The sequence below is a fragment of the Catenulispora pinistramenti genome (assembly GCF_018274385.1).
Taxonomy (GTDB): domain Bacteria; phylum Actinomycetota; class Actinomycetes; order Streptomycetales; family Catenulisporaceae; genus Catenulispora; species Catenulispora pinistramenti.
The window spans coordinates 1-2,395 of sequence record NZ_JAAFYZ010000443.1 but is presented as its reverse complement, the minus strand read 5'-3'; the positions used below and the strand labels follow the sequence as shown (position 1 = coordinate 2,395).

Genomic DNA, 2,395 nt, shown 5'->3' with positions numbered 1-2,395 from the left:
CGCGGACTTTACCCCCGGACACCGGTGCTGTACCCCCCGGGCTGACGACGCGACCGAGGGGAACGGACCGCACCACCCCACAAACCGCCACCGCTGAGACTCACCCAGCCACCCGAGGGAACCGCGCAAGTTTCCCTGAGGTTGCCGAGGCCCGCCGGAGGCCCGGCTCTTCATCACAGTTTTTGACCTTGCGCTGGCTTGCTGGAGTTGAAGAGGCCTGAGGTGCGGCGGGGTTGTGAACGCGCGAACCGGCAGCCGACAAACACACCTGCCGACCCGAACCCCGAACCGGCACAACTATGACCGAAGGCCGTAAAAAGCTTTGAAATCCACAGACTAACCGCAACCTGGCCCGCAAACTCCACCCCCCTTAGCCGAAGCTCTGGAAGAACAGGCCCCGCAGCGCCGACCGAGAACGGACCCCGACCAGCAACCAGCAACCAGCAACCAGCAACCAGCAACCAGCAACCAGCAACCAGCACATCAAAAACTACCGAGCAAAGGTCCCCCGATCATCCCGGAGAAACACCGCGACAGCCAGCACCCCCACCAGCACGATGCCGGCGTTCACGCCGATCGCGACGCGTAGGCCGCCGAGGATGGCCGTGGCGCCGGTGCCGGCCATGGTGGCGGTGGCGATGGCGCTCATGATGGGGGTGCCCATGGTGATGCCCACTTGTTGGGTCATGGTGGCCAGGCCGGTTGCGAGGCCTTGTTCGTGGTCGGCTAGGCCGGAGGTAGCGGTGACCATGAAGCCGACGATGGCGAGCATGTTGCCGATGCCGCCGAGGAAGCTGGCGGTCAGCATCAGGCAGAGCCAGGTGCGGTCGGCGCCCAGGCCTAGGAGGGCGGCGGTGAATACGGCCTGGAGGAGGCCGCCGGTGATCAGGGTGCGCTTGCTGCCGAGGCGGGCGATGGCCTTCGGGGCCATGGTGCCGCCGAGGACGGTGCCGGTGCCGAGGACGCCGAAGGACAGGCCGGCGGCGAGTGGGGAGAAGCCGAGGACGCGCTGCAAGTAGAGGGTCAGCGGGAAGACGAGTGAGGTCTCGGTGAGGAAGGCGATCAGGCCTGCGACGTTGCCCCACGCCACCGAGCGCTTGCCGAGCACGCTGAGCGGGACCAGCGGTGAGGGGACCTTGCGCTCGACGGCGTAGAAGACCAGCAGTAGCGCCAGGCCCGCCGCGATGGGGGCCAGCGCGGCGGCCGAGCCCCAGCCCTGTTCGCCGGCTTGGGCCAGGCCGAGGACGATGGCCAGCAAGCCGAGCGTGACCGTGACGGCGCCGGGCAGGTCCAGCTTCGGACGCTCGTCGGGCCGGGACTCCTTGATGACCGTCGGGGCGATGAACAGGACCGCGAGCGCGACCGGCACGTTGATGAAGAACGCCCAGCGCCATGACAGCAGATCGGTGAGGACGCCGCCGAGGATGGCGCCGGTCGTGAAGCCGGTGGACATCAGCGCTCCGTTGAGCCCGAGCGCCTTCTCCCGCAGCGGCCCTTCCGGGAACGAGGTCGTCAGCAGCGACAGACCGGCGGGTGTCACCGCGGCGGTGGCCAGCCCCTGGAAGACGCGCGCCGTGATCAGCATCTCAGGGTTCTGTGCCAGCCCGCCCACCACCGATGCCACGCCGAGGACCGCGAGGCCGCCGAGGAACAGCCGCCGACGTCCGAACAGATCCGCGACCCGGCCGAAGAACAGCGTGAACCCGGCTGCGCACAGTGCGAAGGAAGTGCCGATCCATTGCAGGTGCGCCAGTGAGAAGCCCAGGCTCTGGCCGATCACCGGCAGCGCGACGTTCAGGATGGCGAAGTCCACGGCCAGCGTGAACTGCGTGGCGAGCAGCAGGACCAGGATCAGCCGGAGCCGCGGAGTCAGTACAGCCGGCGCTGTGCTGCCTGTCGCGTCTCCGGCCAGCTTCGTATCAATAGCAGTCATGGGAAACAGGCTCGTCGGAGCCCGGATCCCCAGCCAGAACCCAGCCTTGCGCAGTCAGCCTGAGGGTAGTCATTACTTGACTACCCTCACGGCTCCCGGCCGTGCGGACCGGCGGGCATCATGGAAGGTGAACGGCGACAGCCTCGCCGCCCGCCGACCCGGAGGTATCCATGGACGCGCAGTCCGAGCTGGGAGAATTCCTCAAGTCCCGCCGCGCCGCACTGCGCCCCGAGGAGGTCGGCATCACGCCGCACCCGTCCCGCCGCCGCGTCACCGGGCTCCGCCGCGAGGAGCTGGCGATGCTGGCCAACGTCAGCATCACCCACTACACCCGCCTCGAACAGGGACGCTCCACCAGTGTCTCCGACGGGCTGCTCAAGGCGATCGCGCGCACCCTGCGCCTCACCGACGACGAGACGGTCCACCTGACGGACCTCGCCCGCCCCGCCGCCTCCTCGCCCC

At 68.5% G+C, this 2,395-nt stretch carries 2 protein-coding genes; one reads left to right on the top strand and one right to left on the bottom strand.

Annotation, left to right across the window (positions count from 1 at the left end; translation table 11 throughout):
• Nucleotides 1-490: 490 nt before the first annotated feature.
• Nucleotides 491-1,933 carry an MFS transporter gene (locus KGQ19_RS48305; RefSeq protein WP_212022335.1) on the bottom strand — a complete coding sequence of 481 codons (1,443 nt, stop codon included), beginning with the start codon at nucleotides 1,931-1,933 and terminating at the stop codon, nucleotides 491-493.
• 170 nt (nucleotides 1,934-2,103) lie between these two features.
• Here KGQ19_RS48305 and KGQ19_RS48300 point away from each other — a divergent pair.
• Nucleotides 2,104-2,395 (top strand): helix-turn-helix domain-containing protein (locus KGQ19_RS48300; RefSeq protein ID WP_212022333.1); only part of this gene is annotated, 292 nt, incomplete at its 3' end.

Coding starts and splice junctions, on each gene's coding strand:
- KGQ19_RS48305 (WP_212022335.1), bottom strand. CDS start 1,933: ATGACTGCTATTGATACGAAGCTGGCCGGAGACGCGACAGGCAGCACA.